Consider the following 16,740-nt stretch of genomic DNA (forward strand, 5'->3'; position numbering starts at 1 on the left):
CTCAAGCCTGCATCAGCCATGGCCAGGCCAGCGCAGCCACCGGCAACAATGCGAGCAGACTATCCACACGGTCAAGTACGCCGCCATGTCCCGGCAGCAATTGACTGCTGTCTTTGATTCCAGCCTGACGCTTGAACAGCGACTCCATCAAATCACCAACAATGGATACCGCCGTCAGGCACCAACCCGCCAACAGCATCTTCCACCAGGAGATACCGACGAGATGCCCCATCACCAAGACATAGATACCGACAGCGACCATTGCACCGGCCACGCCTTCCCACGTCTTGCCCGGGCTGATAGCGGGCGCCAGTTTATGCTTGCCAAACGCCTTGCCGGAAAAATAGGCCGCCGTATCGGCCACCCAGGCCACAACCATAATCGCCAGCAGGCCGGATGCATCAGCCTGCGCCCTCAATGCCGCCAGCGCAATACCTGCGGCAACAAGCAACAAGATGCCCGGTAACGTGCCTTTGAGTGCGGTGCCTTGTAAACTCCAGCGAAAACGCAGCCACAGTGGCGCGACAACGAGCCAGAAAGCTGCGGCAACCGAAAGTACCGGCAACACCCAGGGCTGGTGGAATACAAAAAATTCACCAGGCGCGAGTGCGAACACAAGCGCCCCCACAATCACCCCCAACCCAATGCGTCCAAAACGGGGCAAATTGCACAAACCGCCCCACTCCCACGCACCCAATGCGGTGACGATCGCGGCAAATGCAACCCAGCCGGAATGTGGCAGCAAATAAAGCGCGCACAAAACCAGCGGTATCAATACCAGTGCAGTCAGAACTCGGGTAATCAGCATTTCAGGACGCCGCGCTTTGTGGATGCAATTGTTCGCTAATGCGCCCGAACCGGCGTTCACGCCCCTGATACCAGGCGACAGCCTCAGCCATGGCATCAAAATCGAAATCGGGCCAGAGCATGTCTGTGAAATAGAGTTCAGCGTAGGCCAGTTGCCACAACAGGAAGTTGCTGATGCGGCGTTCGCCGCCAGTGCGGATAAACAGATCAGGCTCAGGCGCGTAGGCCATGGCGAAGTATGGCGCGAGATCGGATTCTTCAATCCGCTGACCCAATAACTCCGGGCGATCCTTGAGCATAAGCTCCGTAGCCTGCAGGATATCCCAACGACCGCCGTAGTCCGCCGCAATAGACAGTGTCACACCGGTATTGCCGGCAGTGCGTGCTTCTGCAGATTCAATCCATTGCACCAGTTCTGGTGCGAAGTGGCTGCGATCGCCCACAATTTTCAGGCGAATACCATTCTCATGCATGCGATCCACTTCAGATTGCAGGACCTTGAGAAACAACCCCATCAGAAAAGAGACTTCATCTGCCGGGCGGCGCCAGTTCTCGCTACTGAACGCAAATACGGTCAGGTATTTAACGCCCAGTTTGTCGCACGCCTTGACGGTTGCGCGGAGCGCATCAACGCCTTTTTTGTGACCAAAAACACGCGGCATCAGGCGCTGTTTGGCCCAGCGCCCGTTGCCATCCATGATGATTGCAACGTGACAGGGAATGCCGGACTGTTCATCCGGTGTATCCAGCGTGGAACTACGAAAAATACTCACCCGTCACCTCTACGAAGACTCTCGACAACCACCACGGCCCCTGCAGACTTAAACAGTCAGCAGTTCCTTCTCTTTTTCCGCCAGAACCTTGTCGATTTCAGCGATGTACTTGTCGGTCAGCTTCTGGACTTCGTCCTGGCCACGACGATCTTCATCTTCAGAAATTTCCTTGTCTTTCAACAGGTTCTTCAGATCGTTGTTGGCATCACGACGGATATTACGGGTAGAGACGCGAGCACCTTCTGCCTCGTTACGCACAACCTTGATCAGGTCTTTACGGCGCTCTTCAGTCAGCATGGGCATAGGCACACGAATCTGATCACCATTCGTTGCCGGGTTCAGCCCCAGATCCGAATCGCGAATAGCCTTTTCAACCTTGCCAACCATCGTCTTTTCATACGGCTGAACGCTGATCGTGCGCGCGTCTGACAAGGAAATGTTGGCCACCTGGTTCACCGGCACCGGCGAACCGTAGTAATCAACCTGAATGTGATCCAGCAAGCCAGTATGGGCGCGGCCGGTACGCACTTTCATGAGGTCGGTTTTCAACGCCTCAAGGGTTTTTTGCATCCGGGTTTCGGTATCTTTTTTTATGTCAGCAATCATGATTTCAACCTCATCAAGAGTGACGAAGACTATCCGGAGTGGATACGGTCAGTCACTCCAAATCAAAAACCGGCCGCGCAACCACCGCAGCCGGCGAAAAACAATGGGTCTGGCCCCGAAGTAACTTAGCAGTGTACCAGCGTACCTTCATCTTCCCCAAGCACCACACGCTTGAGCGCACCTGCCTTGAAGATGCTGAACACACTGATATTCATCTTCTGGTCACGACAGAGCGCAAATGCGGTGGCATCCATCACCTTGAGATTGCGGGTAATGGCCTCGTCGAATGTGACAGTGTGGTAACGCACAGCATCGGGGTTCTTCTTCGGATCGTCGGTGTATACACCATCCACCTTGGTCGCCTTCAGCACGATGTCGGCGCCAACTTCCATCCCGCGAAGGGCAGCGGCGGTGTCGGTAGTGAAGAACGGGTTGCCAGTGCCGGCACCAAAGATCACGACCTTGTTTTCTTCCAGGTAACGAATGGCCTTGCCACGGATATAGGGCTCGGCAACCTGTTGAATGGTCAGCGCGGATTGCACGCGACTGACGATGCCGGCATGGCGCATCGCATCTTGCAGGGCCAGCGCATTCATCACCGTCGCCAGCATGCCCATGTAATCAGCTGTTGCGCGATCCATGCCCGCCGCTGCCGGGGCTACGCCGCGGAAAATATTGCCACCACCAATCACGATGGCCACCTGCACGCCCAGATCAACCACAGCCTTGATTTCCTGGACAATGCGCTCGATGGTGACACGGTTAATACCGTAGCTGTCCTCACCCATCAGGGCCTCACCAGACAGTTTCACCAAGATGCGTTTGTATTTGGTATCGGGGCTCATTCGGGTTCCTTTTGTGAGGTATCTTGAGGATGGTGACGGGCCGGCTCATGGCCAGCCGGAGTATGCACTTTGCAATGCTTTAACAACATGGCAAAGCACACACCAGGCGAACAAACGCCGCGCGTCGCCGCGCGGCGTTGTTGTGTGATGCTACCGACAAGCATAGACGCCGTCGGTTACGCCCGCCCGCACCTTTGTCTGAGCCTTTATAGCACAGCCAATGGCAAGGCGAACGTGGTACGGATATCAGACCTTGGCAGCGGCAGCCACTTCAGCGGCGTAGTCCACAACCTTTTTCTCGATACCTTCGCCAACGACGAACATGGTGAATGCGTCAACCTTGGCGCCGTTCTCGGCCAGCAGCTTTTCAACGGTCTGGTCAGGGTTCTTTACGAACGGTTGACCCAGCAGGGTTACTTCAGCCAGGTACTTGGTGACGCGACCTTCAACCATCTTGGCAACGATGTCAGCCGGCTTGCCGGATTCAGCAGCTTGCGCGGTGTAGATCTTGCGCTCGGATTCCAGCAACTCAGCCGGAACCTGATCCTTGGATACACATACCGGCTTGGAAGCGGCGATGTGCATGGCAATGTCCTTGCCCAGTTGTTCGTCGCCACCTTGCTGGGCAACCAGAACACCAATCTTGGAGCCGTGCAGGTAAGCAGCCAGTTGACCGGTGGTTTCGTAACGCACAGCACGACGCAGGGTGATGTTTTCTGCCAGCTTGGAGATCACAGCCTTGCGGTGTTCTTCAACGGTGGCACCATCAACAGTCACGTTGGCCAGGGCTTCAACATCGGTCACGTTCGATTCTGCAACAGCCTTCACAGCCAGTGCAGCAAACGCCAGGAAGTTGGCATCCTTGCCCACGAAGTCGGTTTCGCAGTTCACTTCGATCAGCGCGCCGTGCTTTTTGTCGGCGGAAATGAATGCAGCTACGGTACCTTCAGCAGCGGTACGGCCAGCCAGCTTGGAGGCCTTGTTGCCGGACTTGATACGCAGGGCTTCTTCAGCAGCCTTGATATCGCCGTTCGCTTCAACCAGTGCCTTCTTGCACTCCATCATGCCCATGCCGGTCAGTTCGCGCAGTTCGCCGACCAATTTTGCGGTAATTTCCGCCATTGTGATTCTCCTGAAATTCGAATGTGACTGGATACTTGCGAAAAAGGGGCGCAACGCCCCTTTTTCATGCAGATTCTAGCGAGCTGAAATTACGCTTGCGCTTCAGCAGCAGCTTCCACAACTTCCTGCACAGCCTGGTTACGACCTTCCAGCACGGCATCAGCCACGCCACGGGCGTACAGACGGATAGCGCGGGAGGAGTCATCGTTACCCGGGATGATGTAGTCGATGCCTTCCGGGTTGTTGTTGGTATCAACAACACCGATCACCGGAATGCCCAGCTTCTGGGCTTCAACGATGGCACCCTTCTGGTAGCCAGTGTCGATCACGAAAATCGCGTCCGGCAGACCCTTCATATCCTTGATGCCGCCCAGCGAGCGCTCGAGCTTTTCAACTTCGCGCTTGATGTCCAGCAGTTCTTTCTTGCCGTAGCCGTTGTTTTCATCAGCCAGAATAGCGGTCAGATCTTCCAGACGCTTGATGGACTGCTTGACGGTCTTGAAGTTCGTCAGCATACCGCCCAACCAGCGGTGATCAACGAACGGCATGCCAGCGCGCTGAGCTTCTTCAGCCAGGATTTCGCGCGCTTGACGCTTGGTACCAACAAACAGGACAGTACCCTTGTTAGCCGACAGACGACGCACATACTTCAGCGCCTCTTCGAACAACGGCAGGGTCTTTTCCAGGTTGATGATGTGAATCTTGTTGCGTGCACCGAAAATATACTGGCCCATCTTGGGGTGCCAGTAACGGGTTTGGTGACCAAAGTGGACGCCCGCTTCGAGCATCTGACGCATGCTGATAGACATAATACTAAACTCCGATAAGGGTTATGGCCTACCGTCCGCGTTGCACGCCAGAGTCACTTTAAATCGTTGACTCCATGTGGCGCACCCTTAATGGCGGACCGGGAAGATTTCCGCGAAATGCGAAAGCGCAAGATTATAGCCTGATTGTGCCAACCGGCTCAAGCCACCCGGCACCACTAAATGCCAAAGCCGATTCAACGGGCCGATGCCGCCTCACAAGCGGGTGCAGAGACCGCCTCACAGACACTGCGTAAACGCACGCGGGCATCCTGGCCGAGCACCTGATCAGACAAAGCCTCTGCCAGCGCAAGTTGCAAGGCAAAGTCATCGGCCAGCCAGACTGGATTGGCTAGTACCCGATCCAGTGCAATCCCTTGCTGCAGGGACTGCCAGCCCGCCGCGGGCCGATTTTGTTGCAACTGGATCTGCGCGATCAGACGCAAGGCATGAGCACGTTCAACGGCCGGCACTCCCTCGCCTTTGGCGAGCACACCGTTGGCAAGCGCCAACGCACTTGAAGCATCGCCTTCTTGCAAGTAGATACGCGCAGTCAGGTTATCCAGTTGCGGCGTAATGGCACAATCAACGCCACAAACAGAACGAGCCCGCTGCAGTGCTGCGGTAGCCGCATGCGTGTCCGGCATGGCGAGTAATGCAAGTTGATAGCTGGCCTGCCCGCGCTGCGCGGGCCTGAACAAGCTCGAATCCATGGGAGCGAGCGTCTTTGCTGCCGCTGCGGACTGGTGCATTTTTGACTGTGCGTAGGCCAACCCCAGCCGGGCCTCTCCTTGCCCATCCCAGTCATCCATGGCCTGAAATAACCTCAACGCCATTTGCCATTGCGCTGCGGCATCCTCCCAACGTTGTTGTTGGCTGGCTCGATGGGCGCTCACCATCGCCTCATGCGCCTGTGTGGCCAGAACTGAAGCGGGTGTTTGCGGAGCAGCAGCAGAACCACATGCGGTCAGCAAGAAGACAAGCACCGTGCTGGCCGCGATGTCGGTCAAAAAATGGCGCATGACTCACTCCCCCCGACTTTCCGGCACAGGTGCCGAGGCATCTGGCGCGCTCACCCAGTTGCGAAACGGCCAACTGCGCTGAGCACCAGTCACCAGTTCATTACCACCCTGTACAAGGTCGCCGGTATTACGCACGATGGAGGGCAGCTGCGGCGCCACCCCGTCCACCGCCTTGCGCGCCGTCGTCGCCAGGGCCGCCGCTTCACTGGCCGTGCGACTGGTGTTCTCGAGAATCACCGGTAGATGTGTCGCCACCTCTGATGCTGCGCGATCTGCCTGCGCCAGCACCTGATCAGCACGACGGGCAGCCTGAGTGGCCTGGTCCAGCGTGGCGGGCAAATCTTTGGCTGCCACCTGATCCAGATGCTGCAGGACTTGATCCAGCGTCTTGCGGGTATCGCGCAATTCGGCACTAAACTGGTTCAGATTGGCAACCGTTGCCCGCACATCGCCCTTTGGGTCGTTCAGGTATTCCAGCGTGTCGTGAATGGAGTCAATCACTGGAATGGTGCGCTGGCGCAGGTCAGCGGCGATTTCAGACAAACCCATCGCTGGTGCAAATACCAGCTTGCCACCCTCCTGGATCGGTAATGCGGTCGCGGTACCGCCAGCGATTTCGATGTAGTGATCGCCCAGAAACCCATCCTGCTGCAGCAACGCGACCGAATCAGGCTTGACCCACTTGAGATAGCGGTTTTCCACCAGCAACTCGACATCCACCTTGGCCTGGTCGTTCAACGCCACACGATCAACAACACCGATCTTGAAGCCCGAAAAACGCACTTGCATGCCAGTGCTCATGCTATTACCGCTTTCTGCCACAAAAGAAAGGCGGGTTTTGGGCGTGAAATAACCCTGGCGAATCGCCAGCAACACCACCAACGCAACAAAGCACAAAAAACCAGCGGCAATAAAAACACCCACCCGCCAGCCCAGCCACTGAAAGCGTGCGTCGGTGTCTTTGAGATATTTAATGGGCATCCTGTGTCCAGCAATCAAAACTGCGGTTCTGCCGCCCGAAAGGGACGGACCGTTTTATCTTCGACTTATATATATCCGTATATCCACCAGCGGGCCTGTATGTGCCCATGCCGGGGTTAGTACGCTGCCGTTTGTGGCATCGGGATGATTTCCTGCAATTGCATTGAAAGCGCGGGTGCACCAACACCCACCACCACCAAAGGCGCCGACTGCGCGAGGTGCGCAAACACTTCCTGGCAGGCATGGGGCGCAGCATGGGTAATCCAGTCATACCAGTCCTGATCAGCCAGCAAGAACCTGGCCTGTTGCACATAAGCCCGCACCAGCACCAGTTGCCGCTTGCGCTCGCGGTCCAGTCCTGGCGGCAATGCAGCAGCCAGACGCTTCAACGCATCCCCTTCCAGACCTAGCTGCCCAAACACCGCTTCAAAGCGCGACTCCAGTTGCGCCATCGACTGGGGCTGGTGGTACCACACGGGCAAGATCATGTTTTCCCACACACGCAGATTGCTCAACAATCCGCCGGCGCCTTCCAGCGCGCCAACTGCACCCGGCGCCAGCGCATTGAGCACTTCGGCACAGGCATCGAAGCGTTGCTGCATTTGCTGCTCATGCCCGCACACCAGCCAGTAACGCTGACCGGGCTCCAGTGCTTGCTCAATGCCATCTGCCAGCTTCAGGACAACCATAGCGACCACATGAAATCGAGAACAAAAATGGCGCTAAGACCCCGCACCACAGCGCGCGATGAAGCCTTGGGAATATCTGTCACGTAAGGGCCTACGCGCAGACCTACATGGCAAGCCAGCAAACTGGTTCCCATCCCAAAGAGCGCCGCCTTGGCCATGCAGGTCAGTACCTGCTCGAGCGTCAACATGCGATCGAACTCGATCACCTGGTAGGTCACTTCCGCACCGGCCCCCAGCATGGCACCGCCCAATTGAGCCGCCACAGCCAGATAAAAAGACAGACCAATACATGCGATGGTCATCCCCAATACGCGCGGCATGATCAGATATGCCCCAAGCGGAATACCCATGCGATACAACGAGCGGATTTCGCCATGCACTTGCATGGTCGCCAACTCACTGGCCACCGCCGAAGAAGAACGCGCCACCAGGATAATCGCCGCCAGCAAAGGGCTGATTTCCTTGAAGCCCAAAGAGGCCAGCAGGCGCAAGGCGGCCTCCTGACTCTGGCCGTACTGGCCGTGCAGCATAGCCACGACTATGCCGCCCAGCGCAAACCCCACCAGCAACACCAGAAGCGCCGCTTCGTTGCCGGTAAAGTAAATCTGCTTGAGCAATACGCGGCGCGCCGGTGCGTGCCGCAGGCCGGACAAGGGATCAAGCAAGGGAGAGAACAGGCGGCGCAACATGCGACAGGGAAAGGCCTCAGGAAAGACAGCGAACACTATAACTTGCCTTTGTAGCTTGTCACAAAGCGCAGTAGACATGCAGTACTGGAAAAGCTGACAGTCAGCCCCAAGTTGATTTTTATTGCCGGCCAGGCCAATCAAGCCACCTCGGGTTTGCGGCGCGCCAATCGAGATCATAGTCAATTTCGATTAGATCGCTCCTGCCGAATGAATTAGACTAACGGCCAAGATTGCAGCCTTATTTACACAGGAAAACGCCAATGTCCACAAAGCACTCCAATCTGCTGATTCTGGGTTCCGGCCCGGCCGGCTACACGGCTGCCGTATATGCCGCCCGTGCCAACCTCAAGCCAGTACTGATCACCGGCCTGGCTCAGGGCGGCCAACTCACCACCACGACCGAAGTGGACAACTGGCCCGCTGACGCCGATGGCGTGCAAGGTCCGGAACTGATGGTGCGCTTCCAAAAGCATGCAGAGCGCTTTGGCACCGAAATCCTGTTTGACCATATCCACACCACGCACCTGAATGAAAAGCCGATTCGCCTTGTGGGCGACTCTGGCGAGTACACCTGCGACGCGCTGATTATTGCAACCGGCGCATCCGCTCAATACCTGGGCCTGCCGAGCGAAGAAGCCTTTGCCGGCAAGGGTGTTTCAGCATGTGCCACATGTGATGGCTTCTTCTACCGTGGCCAGCGTGTGGCCGTGGTGGGCGGCGGCAATACCGCCGTTGAGGAAGCGCTCTATCTGGCCAACATCGCCGCGCACGTGACATTGATTCACCGTCGCGACACATTCCGCGCAGAAAAAATTCTGGTCGATCACCTGATGGCCAAGGTTGCTGAAGGCAAGATTTCGCTGGAAACCCATCAAACGCTGGACGAAGTACTGGGCGACAACACGGGCGTGACCGGTGTGCGCCTGAAATCGGCCCAAGATGGCAGCACGAAGAATGTCGAACTGGCTGGCGTGTTTATCGCCATCGGCCACAAGCCGAACACGGACATCTTCAAGGGTCAGCTGGAAATGGACAGCACCGGCTACCTGATCACCAAGGGTGGCCGCGATGGCAACGCCACTGCCACCAGCGTGCCGGGTGTATTCGCAGCGGGTGACGTGCAAGACCATATCTACCGCCAGGCAGTGACTTCCGCCGCCAGCGGTTGTCAGGCCGCGCTGGATGCGGACCGCTATCTGGAAACCCTGCGTTAAGTCGCACAGGTTCAAAACGCAAAAGCCGCATCGCTTCGATGCGGCTTTTTTCATTGATGCGCTTTGCGCACGCATGAGTTCGATGCTGGATAGATCGGCCCGCCCTGCCGTGGTATGTTCGGCGCATTCCCGTTTTATTCCTGCGCCATGAGTTCCGATCCGAAACAGCGCCTCAAAGAGATCAAAAAGACGCTCAAACAGGCTGCAGCCGCTACACCAAAGCCAATACCGGTCAAACCGCCGGAACCCACCGACCATGAACTTTTCCTTGCCGCAACCAAAGGTGTGGTGCCACTTTACCGCCCTGCACTGGTAGAACATCCGCGCGCCAAACCCAGTCCATGGCCGCGTCAGCGGGAAAAAGACGAAGCCGCCGTGATGGCTGAGGCCATGACCGACCTGTGGCCATGGGATGAACTGGAAAGCGGCGAGGAATTGCTGTTTATTCGGCCCGGCCTGAAGCTGGAAACCCTGCGCAAGCTGCGACGCGGTGAATGGGTGGTTCAAGCTCAGCTGGATCTGCATGGACACAACTCTGATACCGCCCGGCTGGCGGTCGCTGAGTTTCTGCTGCAATGCCGCCGCACCAACAAGCGTTGTGTGCGTATTATTCATGGCAAGGGTTTAGGCTCAAAAAACCGTGAGCCCGTACTCAAGCTCAAACTGAAGAACTGGTTGGCCCAGCGCGACGAGGTACTTGGTTTCAGCCAGGCGCGGCCGGTGGATGGTGGTGCGGGTGCAGTGCTGGTTCTCCTCAAAGGCTGGCGCGAAAAGTAAGCGCCCTCGCCTTGTAAAAGTCTGTAACAGGCGGCTTAAGCTTGCCCTAAGCCCTGCACGCGGCCATTCAGGTACAATGCCGCGTTTTCACATTAGCGTGGTCCGATGAACGCCTTCTTTTCCCGCCCGGGATTCCGGGTACTGATCGTCGTGCTGTTTGCGGTTCTTTGGTTCGGCACGCTGGGCTACCGCAAGGTCATTACGCCGGATGAAGGACGTTACGCCGAGATCGGCCGCGAGATGGCGGTGTCTGGCGACTGGGTCACGCCCCGCCTCAATGGCATCAAGTATTTTGAAAAACCGGCACTGCAATACTGGGCCACGGCTGCCAGCTTCAAGCTGCTGGGCGAATCTGAATTTGCCGCCCGCCTCTGGCCCGGCCTGACCGGTTTTCTGGGCGTTCTCTTTGCGTTCTTTGTGTCGCGCCGTTTCTGGGGTGATCGCGTCGCGTGGCTCACTGGCAGCATCCTGGCCACCTGTGTGTGGTGGATGGCCAACGGCCACTTTCTGACGCTGGACATGGGGGTCAGCTTTTTCATGTCCGTCGGCATGGGCGCCTTTATGCTGGCGCAGCGCCAAGGTGCTACCGAAGATGAAAACCGGAACTGGATGGTGGCCTGCTGGGCAGCCATGGGTCTGGCCATTCTGTCCAAAGGCCTTATCGGTATCGTACTGCCCGGCGCGGTACTGGTGCTCTACTCGATCATCCAGCGTGATGCCCGTCTGTGGCTGCGGCTACATATCGGTAAGGGTTTGCTGGTCATGTTGGCCGTAACCGTGCCGTGGTTCTGGTTTGTTTCCCGTGCCAACTCTGAGTTCCTGTGGTTTTTCTTTGTCCACGAGCACTTCCAGCGCTTTACGACGACTGAACACAATCGTCTTGGCCCGATCTGGTATTTCATCCCGATTCTGATTGCGGGCATGCTGCCGTGGACCTCCCTGTTGCCGCAAGCATTGAAGCTGGGTTGGCAGAAAGTGGAGCACGAACGTTTTCAGGCCAACCGGTTCTTGTTGATCTGGGCGGTCTTCATTTTCGCGTTTTTCTCCAAGTCAGACTCCAAGCTGCCGTCCTACATCCTGCCGATCTTCCCGGCACTGGCGATGCTGGCAGCCCAGGTACTGGACAAGGTCTCTGCCCGTGCGCTGCGCTGGCATCTGGGTTGGGTCAGCATCCTGGGTCTGGCAGTGATCATCGGTGCACATTTCTTTGGTCAGACCGGCAGTGAGCGCACCCCCCAGGAGATCAACCACATCTATTCGTACTGGCTGATTGCAACGGGCATCGTGCTACTGGCAACCGGGGTCATGACCTGGATACTGGCCAGCCGTAACAACAAATGTGCGGCCATTGCGGCGACGGTCATCGGCAGCGCGATCGGCTTTCAGATTCCGATGCTGGGTCATGAATCGTTTGCGGTCACCAACTCGAGCTATTACCTGGTCGAGGCCATGAAGCCGCACATCACCCCAAGCACCACACTGTACGCCGTGGAGTATTACGATCAGAGCCTGCCGTTCTATCTGAAACGCACTTTGCAGTTTGTTGATTACGTGGATGAATTCGAAACGGGCCAGAAAGCAGAGCCAGACAAACTCATTCATATGGATGAATTTGTCCGCCGCTGGCAGTCTGACCAGGCACCAATGGCGGTGGTGACCCGCACCACGTATGAAAAGCTGCAAAAACTGAATTTATCCATGACCATTATTACCAGCGACCCGCGTCGCCTAGTGATCGCCCGACCATGAAAGCACTTGAATTCGTATTGATCCTGATTGGCGTGCTGCTTAACGCAGGTGCCCAACTTGCACTCAAGGCCGGTGTTCGCACCATTGGCCACTTCGAGTTTTCTGCCGCCAACGCGGTCCCTATCGGCTGGCAACTGGCGACCAACCCCTACATCATCACGGGTTTGTCCTGCTACGTGATCAGTGTGGTGGTCTGGATCATGGCCCTGTCGCGGGTTGAGGTCAGCGTAGCCTATCCGATGTTGTCGATCGGCTACGTTGTCAACGCCGTGCTGGCCTGGCAGTTATTTGGCGAGGCCCTGACCGCCCAGCGTATTGCTGGCATCGGCGTCATCATTGTTGGCGTTTTCCTGATTGCCCGGAGTTAAGTTTTCCCATGACTGATTTTCTGCCGTTTACCCGCCCGTCGATCGACGAAGAAACCATTGCTGACGTCGCCAATGTGCTGCGCAGTGGCTGGATTACCAGCGGTCCGAAGGTACAGGCGCTGGAAGCCGGGTTGTCGGCCTACTTTGGTGGCCGGCCGGTGCGTGTGGTCAACTCGGCCACTGGTGCGATGGAAATCGCCCTGCGACTGATGAAAATCGGTGCAGGTGATGAAGTGATTACCACTCCGATGACCTGGGTTGCCACCACCAACATCATTATTAATGCTGGCGCCATGCCGGTACTGGTTGATGTCGACCCGCGCACCCGTAATATCGACCTGGACAAGGTGGAAGCTGCGATCACCCCGCGCACCAAGGCCATCTTGCCAGTGGATCTGGCCGGCCTGCCCGTGGACCGCGACCGTCTTTACGAAATCGCCAAAAAGCACAACCTGCGCGTACTGGAAGACGCCGCCCAGTCACAAGGCTCCACCTGGGGCGGTCGTCGTGTCGGCAGCTTTGGCGACCTGTGCTCGGTGTCCTTTCACCCGAACAAGAACATGACCACCACCGAAGGGGGTGCGCTGGTCATGAATACGGATGAGGAAGCACGTGAATTTGTGAAATGGCGCCTGCAGGGGGTGACGCGGTTCCCGGATGGCACCATGGATTGCGACCTGCCTGGTGGCAAATACAATCTGACTGATGTCTCTGCAGCCGTCGGTCTGGGGCAACTGAAGAAGCTGGATGAGTTCAACGCCCGCCGCGCCGAACTGGCCAAGCGTTATTTCAAACTGATTGACCCTGCGCTGGGTCTGGCGCTGCCGCCAGAGTCGGATGACAGCAACTGGCACATGTTCCAGCCGCTGTTGCCGCTGAAAAACATGAGCATCGGTCGCGCTGAGTTTATTGATCGCATGAAAGAAGAAGGCATCGGCGTAGGCATTCACTACCCGGCGCTGCACTTGTTTACCTTGTACCGTGAACGCGGCTACAAAGAAGGCATGTATCCGCACGCCGAACACATCGGTGCCTCGACGGTTAGCCTGCCGCTGTTCCCGGCCATGAAAGACGAAGATGTGGATCGCGTTTGCGCGGCATTGGGCAAGGTGCTCAAGCCGGTACTGAAAGGCTGAATGTCGCGCCCGGCGGCGCAAAGATCAGTCAGCGCATGTAAATCCGTGATGCAGCGACATCACTAAATACAATTAAAGATTAACAATTAACCGGAAACAGGCCATGCCGCCCTGGCCACTTCCACTTACAACGATAGCCAATACCTTATGAGCCAACCTGAAGTTACGGTCGTTATTCCTGTCTACAACGAAGAAGCGGGCCTGCAGGCCCTCTTCGACCGGCTCTACCCCGCGCTGGATGCGCTGGGTAAAAGTTATGAAATCCTGTTTGTGAACGATGGCAGTCGCGATCGCTCCGCCGGTATGCTGGCCGCGCAATTTGAAAAGCGCCCGGATGTCACCCGCGTGATTTTGCTGAATGGCAACTTTGGTCAACATCGCGCCATTCTGGCCGGGTTTGAAAACGCAAACGGTTTGCGAATCGTCACCATGGATGCCGACCTGCAAAACCCGCCGGAAGACGTCCGCACACTGCTGGCTGAAATGGACAAAGGCCACGATTACGTGGGTTCTATCCGCCGCCAGCGCAATGACTCGATTTGGCGGCACGTCGCCAGCCGCGCCATGAATCACCTGCGTGAGAAACTTACCAAAATCAAGATGACAGACCAGGGCTGCATGCTGCGTGCCTATGACCGCCGCATCATTGATCTCATCAATCAGTGCGCCGAAATGCATACATTCATTCCGGCGCTGGCGTATTCGTTCTCGCAGAACCCGACTGAAGTTGTTGTGGGTCACGAAGAACGCCATGCCGGCGAATCCAAATATTCGCTCTATAGCCTGATTCGTCTGAATTTTGATTTGATGACGGGTTTCTCGATTGTGCCGCTGCAGGCGTTCTCCATGCTGGGCATGGTGATTTCCTTCTTCTCGGCCCTGTTGGTGCTGGTGCTGATTGGTCGCCGCATTTTTGTCGGCCCGGAAGTCGGCGGCCTGTTCACGCTGTTTGCGATTGCCTTCTTCCTGATCGGCATCACACTGTTCGGTATCGGTATTCTGGGCGAGTATATCGGCCGGATTTACCATGAAGTCCGTCAGCGTCCGCGTTACCTGATCAGCGCGATTCTGGAAAAAAAGGACGAGGTATGAATCGGGCCGTTGTTTTCGCCTATCACAACGTCGGCGTCCGTTGCCTGAAGACCCTTCTGGCGCGCGGCGTTGAGGTCGCGCTGGTGGTCACGCACGAAGACAACCCGAACGAAAACATCTGGTTTGGTTCAGTCGCGCAGGTTTGCCGTGAGTACGATATTCCGTACATCACGCCAGAGAACCCCAACACGCCCGAAGTAGAGCAACAGGTCGCAGCGCTCAACGCCGATTTCCTGTTCAGTTTCTACTACCGCCATATGCTCAAGGGTCCGTTGCTGGAATCAGTCAGCCGCGGTGCGTTTAACATGCACGGCTCGTTACTGCCTAAATATCGTGGTCGCGTGCCAGTCAACTGGGCCATTATCAAAGGCGAAACCGAAGCCGGTGCCACCTTGCACGTAATGAACGTCAAGCCCGATAACGGCCCGCTGGTTGCGCAACAAGCCGTGCCTATCCTGCCAGACGACACCGCGGAAGAGGTCTTTGTCAAAGTGACGGTGGCAGCTGAACAGTGCTTGTATGAAGTGCTGCCCAGCTTGCTGGCCGGCACCGCCGTTTTCAAGCCACAAGACCTCAGCCAGGGCGGCTATTTTGGGGGTCGCAAGGCAGAAGATGGTCGCATCGACTGGCAACAGTCGGCCACGCAGGTTCATAATCTGGTCCGCGCCGTGACCCGGCCCTACCCTGGCGCCTTTACTGATACGCCGCATGGCCGACTGATTCTTTGGCGCTCACGCGTGGCAGTGGCTACCGGAACACCAGGCCAGGCCGCGCTCTTTGCCGAGGATGGCAAGTTGTTTGCTCGCACTGCTGATGGCAGTGTGTTGCGCATTCTGGATGCCGAACTGGCAGGCCAGGCACTCACCGTAGAGATTCTGACGCGTTTACCTGGTCAGACACTACAACTGGTTTAAAGCGCATTGCGCTGAGCGGCGGGCGCATCAATGCCGGCCCCGATTTTTAATTTGTTGGTTACACCTGAGAAGGACAAAGAAGATGAAAAAAGTGCTGATTCTGGGCGTGAACGGTTTTATCGGCCACCACCTGACCAAGCGCATTCTGGAGACTACCGACTGGGAAGTGTTCGGTATGGATATGTTCACTGACAAGATCAGTGAATTCCTGGATCACAAGCGTTTCCACTTCTTTGAAGGTGACATCACCATCAACAAGGAATGGATCGAATATCACGTGAAGAAGTGTGACGTAGTGCTGCCGCTGGTGGCAATTGCCACACCGTCCACCTACGTGAACAACCCGCTGCGCGTGTTCGAACTCGACTTCGAAGCCAACCTGCCGATCGTGCGTCAGGCACTGCAATACAAGAAGCATCTGGTGTTCCCGTCCACTTCTGAAGTCTACGGCATGTGCCACGACGATGAATTCGATCCGGAAAACTCCGAACTGATCTGTGGTCCGATCAACAAGCCGCGCTGGATTTACTCTTGCTCCAAGCAGTTGATGGATCGCGTGATCCACGCCTATGGCATGGAACAAGGTCTGAACTACACACTGTTCCGTCCGTTCAACTGGATCGGCGCGGGTCTGGACAACATCCACACCCCGAAAGAAGGCTCCAGCCGCGTGATTACCCAGTTCCTGGGTCATATTGCACGTGGCGAGACCATCAAGCTGGTCGATGGCGGTCATCAGAAACGTGCGTTCACGTACATTGATGATGGCATTGATGCACTGATGAAGATCATTGAGAACAAGGATGGCAAGGCATCGGGCCAGATCTACAACATCGGCAACCCGGTCAACAACTACTCCATCCGCGATCTGGCATCGATGATGATCGAACTGGCCAAAAAATATCCGGAATACGCTGATGGCGTGGCCAAGGTTCAAGTGGTTGAAACGACATCGGGCGAGTACTACGGCAAGGGTTATCAAGACGTACAAAACCGCGTGCCGAAGATCGATAATACCAAGGCTGACCTGAACTGGGCGCCCAACACCAGCATGGCCGACGCACTCAAGGGTATTTTTGATGCGTACAAGGATCAAGTTGGCGCTGCGCGCGAACTGGTGGATTAATCGCCAGCTTGCTGCAAGACAATA

The 16,740-nt window shown here is 56.6% G+C and carries 18 protein-coding genes; 8 read left to right on the forward strand and 10 right to left on the reverse strand.

Annotated elements, in window-relative coordinates:
• Nucleotide 1 precedes the first annotated feature (1 nt).
• The 10 genes from IEX44_RS01575 to IEX44_RS01620 all read right to left on the reverse strand — a co-directional run bounded on the left by IEX44_RS01575 (nucleotide 2) and on the right by IEX44_RS01620 (nucleotide 8,340).
• Entirely contained in the window at nucleotides 2-808 is an 807-nt protein-coding gene (locus tag IEX44_RS01575) for a phosphatidate cytidylyltransferase (protein WP_188688028.1), read from the reverse strand.
• A gap of 1 nt (nucleotide 809) precedes the next feature.
• A complete protein-coding gene (gene uppS, locus IEX44_RS01580) occupies nucleotides 810-1,574 on the reverse strand; it encodes a polyprenyl diphosphate synthase (protein ID WP_229678782.1) in 765 nt (254 codons plus the stop codon).
• A gap of 54 nt (nucleotides 1,575-1,628) precedes the next feature.
• Nucleotides 1,629-2,186: a ribosome recycling factor gene (frr, locus tag IEX44_RS01585; protein ID WP_188688032.1), complete on the reverse strand. Its 558-nt coding sequence runs from the start codon at nucleotides 2,184-2,186 to the stop codon at nucleotides 1,629-1,631.
• 125 nt (nucleotides 2,187-2,311) lie between these two features.
• A complete protein-coding gene (gene pyrH / locus IEX44_RS01590) occupies nucleotides 2,312-3,031 on the reverse strand; it encodes a UMP kinase (protein ID WP_188688034.1) in 720 nt (239 codons plus the stop codon).
• A 246-nt stretch (nucleotides 3,032-3,277) separates the two neighbouring features.
• Nucleotides 3,278-4,153, reverse strand: a complete 876-nt coding sequence (gene tsf / locus IEX44_RS01595; RefSeq protein ID WP_188688035.1) for a translation elongation factor Ts — start codon at nucleotides 4,151-4,153, stop codon at nucleotides 3,278-3,280.
• Nucleotides 4,154-4,242: 89 nt separating this feature from the next.
• A complete protein-coding gene (gene rpsB / locus IEX44_RS01600; protein WP_188688037.1) occupies nucleotides 4,243-4,962 on the reverse strand; it encodes a 30S ribosomal protein S2 in 720 nt (239 codons plus the stop codon).
• Nucleotides 4,963-5,156: 194 nt separating this feature from the next.
• A complete protein-coding gene (locus IEX44_RS01605; protein ID WP_188688039.1) occupies nucleotides 5,157-5,981 on the reverse strand; it encodes an outer membrane protein assembly factor BamD in 825 nt (274 codons plus the stop codon).
• A 3-nt stretch (nucleotides 5,982-5,984) separates the two neighbouring features.
• The gene (locus tag IEX44_RS01610) at nucleotides 5,985-6,962 is read right to left on the reverse strand and encodes an MlaD family protein (protein ID WP_188688041.1); all 978 of its coding nucleotides are present in this window, start codon (nucleotides 6,960-6,962) and stop codon (nucleotides 5,985-5,987) included.
• Between the two features lie 116 nt (nucleotides 6,963-7,078).
• A complete protein-coding gene (locus IEX44_RS01615; protein WP_188688043.1) occupies nucleotides 7,079-7,651 on the reverse strand; it encodes a hypothetical protein in 573 nt (190 codons plus the stop codon).
• Nucleotides 7,639-8,340: an ABC transporter permease gene (locus IEX44_RS01620; protein WP_188688045.1), complete on the reverse strand. Its 702-nt coding sequence runs from the start codon at nucleotides 8,338-8,340 to the stop codon at nucleotides 7,639-7,641. The genes IEX44_RS01615 and IEX44_RS01620 overlap by 13 nt, the downstream gene beginning before the upstream one ends.
• Before the next feature lie 260 nt (nucleotides 8,341-8,600).
• Between IEX44_RS01620 and trxB the strand changes: the two genes are divergently transcribed.
• From trxB to IEX44_RS01660, 8 genes are all read left to right on the forward strand, one after another.
• Nucleotides 8,601-9,554, forward strand: a complete 954-nt coding sequence (gene trxB, locus IEX44_RS01625; protein WP_188688047.1) for a thioredoxin-disulfide reductase — start codon at nucleotides 8,601-8,603, stop codon at nucleotides 9,552-9,554.
• A gap of 147 nt (nucleotides 9,555-9,701) precedes the next feature.
• A complete protein-coding gene (locus IEX44_RS01630; protein ID WP_188688049.1) occupies nucleotides 9,702-10,331 on the forward strand; it encodes a Smr/MutS family protein in 630 nt (209 codons plus the stop codon).
• 105 nt (nucleotides 10,332-10,436) lie between these two features.
• Complete coding sequence (locus IEX44_RS01635; RefSeq protein WP_188688051.1) at nucleotides 10,437-12,080, forward strand: phospholipid carrier-dependent glycosyltransferase; 1,644 nt, start codon at nucleotides 10,437-10,439, stop codon at nucleotides 12,078-12,080.
• Nucleotides 12,077-12,448, forward strand: coding sequence for an SMR family transporter (locus IEX44_RS01640; protein WP_188688053.1), 372 nt, complete (start codon nucleotides 12,077-12,079; stop codon nucleotides 12,446-12,448). Before IEX44_RS01635 ends, IEX44_RS01640 begins: the two co-directional genes overlap by 4 nt.
• An 8-nt stretch (nucleotides 12,449-12,456) precedes the next feature.
• Entirely contained in the window at nucleotides 12,457-13,584 is a 1,128-nt protein-coding gene (locus IEX44_RS01645; protein WP_188688055.1) for a DegT/DnrJ/EryC1/StrS family aminotransferase, read from the forward strand.
• A gap of 147 nt (nucleotides 13,585-13,731) precedes the next feature.
• Nucleotides 13,732-14,676: a glycosyltransferase gene (locus IEX44_RS01650; protein WP_188688057.1), complete on the forward strand. Its 945-nt coding sequence runs from the start codon at nucleotides 13,732-13,734 to the stop codon at nucleotides 14,674-14,676.
• Nucleotides 14,673-15,590 carry a formyltransferase gene (locus IEX44_RS01655; RefSeq protein ID WP_188688059.1) on the forward strand — a complete coding sequence of 306 codons (918 nt, stop codon included), beginning with the start codon at nucleotides 14,673-14,675 and terminating at the stop codon, nucleotides 15,588-15,590. Before IEX44_RS01650 ends, IEX44_RS01655 begins: the two co-directional genes overlap by 4 nt.
• A gap of 82 nt (nucleotides 15,591-15,672) precedes the next feature.
• Nucleotides 15,673-16,716 (forward strand): bifunctional UDP-4-keto-pentose/UDP-xylose synthase, encoded by a 1,044-nt coding sequence (locus IEX44_RS01660; protein WP_188688061.1) that lies wholly within the window; start codon nucleotides 15,673-15,675, stop codon nucleotides 16,714-16,716.
• Nucleotides 16,717-16,740: the final 24 nt, after the last annotated feature.

It is taken from the genome of Silvimonas amylolytica, from assembly GCF_014645555.1.
Taxonomy (GTDB): Bacteria; Pseudomonadota; Gammaproteobacteria; order Burkholderiales; family Chitinibacteraceae; genus Silvimonas; species Silvimonas amylolytica.

Coding starts and splice junctions, on each gene's coding strand:
- IEX44_RS01575 (WP_188688028.1), bottom strand. CDS start 808: ATGCTGATTACCCGAGTTCTGACTGCACTGGTATTGATACCGCTGGTT.
- frr (WP_188688032.1), bottom strand. CDS start 2,186: ATGATTGCTGACATAAAAAAAGATACCGAAACCCGGATGCAAAAAACC.
- pyrH (WP_188688034.1), bottom strand. CDS start 3,031: ATGAGCCCCGATACCAAATACAAACGCATCTTGGTGAAACTGTCTGGT.
- tsf (WP_188688035.1), bottom strand. CDS start 4,153: ATGGCGGAAATTACCGCAAAATTGGTCGGCGAACTGCGCGAACTGACC.
- rpsB (WP_188688037.1), bottom strand. CDS start 4,962: ATGTCTATCAGCATGCGTCAGATGCTCGAAGCGGGCGTCCACTTTGGT.
- IEX44_RS01605 (WP_188688039.1), bottom strand. CDS start 5,981: ATGCGCCATTTTTTGACCGACATCGCGGCCAGCACGGTGCTTGTCTTC.
- IEX44_RS01610 (WP_188688041.1), bottom strand. CDS start 6,962: ATGCCCATTAAATATCTCAAAGACACCGACGCACGCTTTCAGTGGCTG.
- IEX44_RS01615 (WP_188688043.1), bottom strand. CDS start 7,651: ATGGTTGTCCTGAAGCTGGCAGATGGCATTGAGCAAGCACTGGAGCCC.
- IEX44_RS01620 (WP_188688045.1), bottom strand. CDS start 8,340: ATGTTGCGCCGCCTGTTCTCTCCCTTGCTTGATCCCTTGTCCGGCCTG.
- trxB (WP_188688047.1), top strand. CDS start 8,601: ATGTCCACAAAGCACTCCAATCTGCTGATTCTGGGTTCCGGCCCGGCC.
- IEX44_RS01630 (WP_188688049.1), top strand. CDS start 9,702: ATGAGTTCCGATCCGAAACAGCGCCTCAAAGAGATCAAAAAGACGCTC.
- IEX44_RS01635 (WP_188688051.1), top strand. CDS start 10,437: ATGAACGCCTTCTTTTCCCGCCCGGGATTCCGGGTACTGATCGTCGTG.
- IEX44_RS01640 (WP_188688053.1), top strand. CDS start 12,077: ATGAAAGCACTTGAATTCGTATTGATCCTGATTGGCGTGCTGCTTAAC.
- IEX44_RS01645 (WP_188688055.1), top strand. CDS start 12,457: ATGACTGATTTTCTGCCGTTTACCCGCCCGTCGATCGACGAAGAAACC.
- IEX44_RS01650 (WP_188688057.1), top strand. CDS start 13,732: ATGAGCCAACCTGAAGTTACGGTCGTTATTCCTGTCTACAACGAAGAA.
- IEX44_RS01655 (WP_188688059.1), top strand. CDS start 14,673: ATGAATCGGGCCGTTGTTTTCGCCTATCACAACGTCGGCGTCCGTTGC.
- IEX44_RS01660 (WP_188688061.1), top strand. CDS start 15,673: ATGAAAAAAGTGCTGATTCTGGGCGTGAACGGTTTTATCGGCCACCAC.